Source organism: Verrucosispora sp. ts21 (assembly GCF_002879555.1).
In the GTDB taxonomy this organism is placed as follows: Bacteria; Actinomycetota; Actinomycetes; order Mycobacteriales; family Micromonosporaceae; genus Micromonospora; species Micromonospora gifhornensis.
On record NZ_PNOZ01000187.1, the window covers coordinates 1 to 564 of the forward strand.

Here is a 564-nt window from a genome sequence, read left to right on the forward strand (position 1 = left end):
TGTGCGGGTTCCCGTCAATTCCTTTAAGTTTCAGCCTTGCGACCATACTCCCCCCGGAACCCAAAGACTTTGATTTCTCATAAGGTGCCGGCGGAGTCCTATAAGCAACATCCGCCGATCCCTGGTCGGCATCGTTTATGGTTGAGACTAGGACGGTATCTGATCGTCTTCGAGCCCCCAACTTTCGTTCTTGATTAATGAAAACATCCTTGGCAAATGCTTTCGCAGTAGTTAGTCTTCAATCGATCCAAGAATTTCACCTCTGACGATTGAATACTGATGCCCCCGACTATCCCTATTAATCATTACGGCGGTCCTAGAAACCAACAAAATAGAACCGCGGTCCTATTCCATTATTCCTAGCTGCGGTATCCAGGCGGCTCGGGCCTGCTTTGAACACTCTAATTTTTTCAAAGTAAACGCTTCGGGCCCCGCGGGACACTCAGCTAAGAGCATCGAGGGGGCGCCGAGAGGCAAGGGGCGGGGACGGGCGGTGGCTCGCCTCGCGGCGGACCGCCCGCCCGCTCCCAGGATCCAACTACGAGCTTTTTAACTGCAGCAACT

The 564-nt window shown here is 53.0% G+C and carries 1 rRNA gene; it reads right to left on the minus strand.

Annotated features, from left to right (window positions below):
- Nucleotides 1–564 (minus strand): 16S ribosomal RNA (locus C1A38_RS32695); the annotation flags it as partial.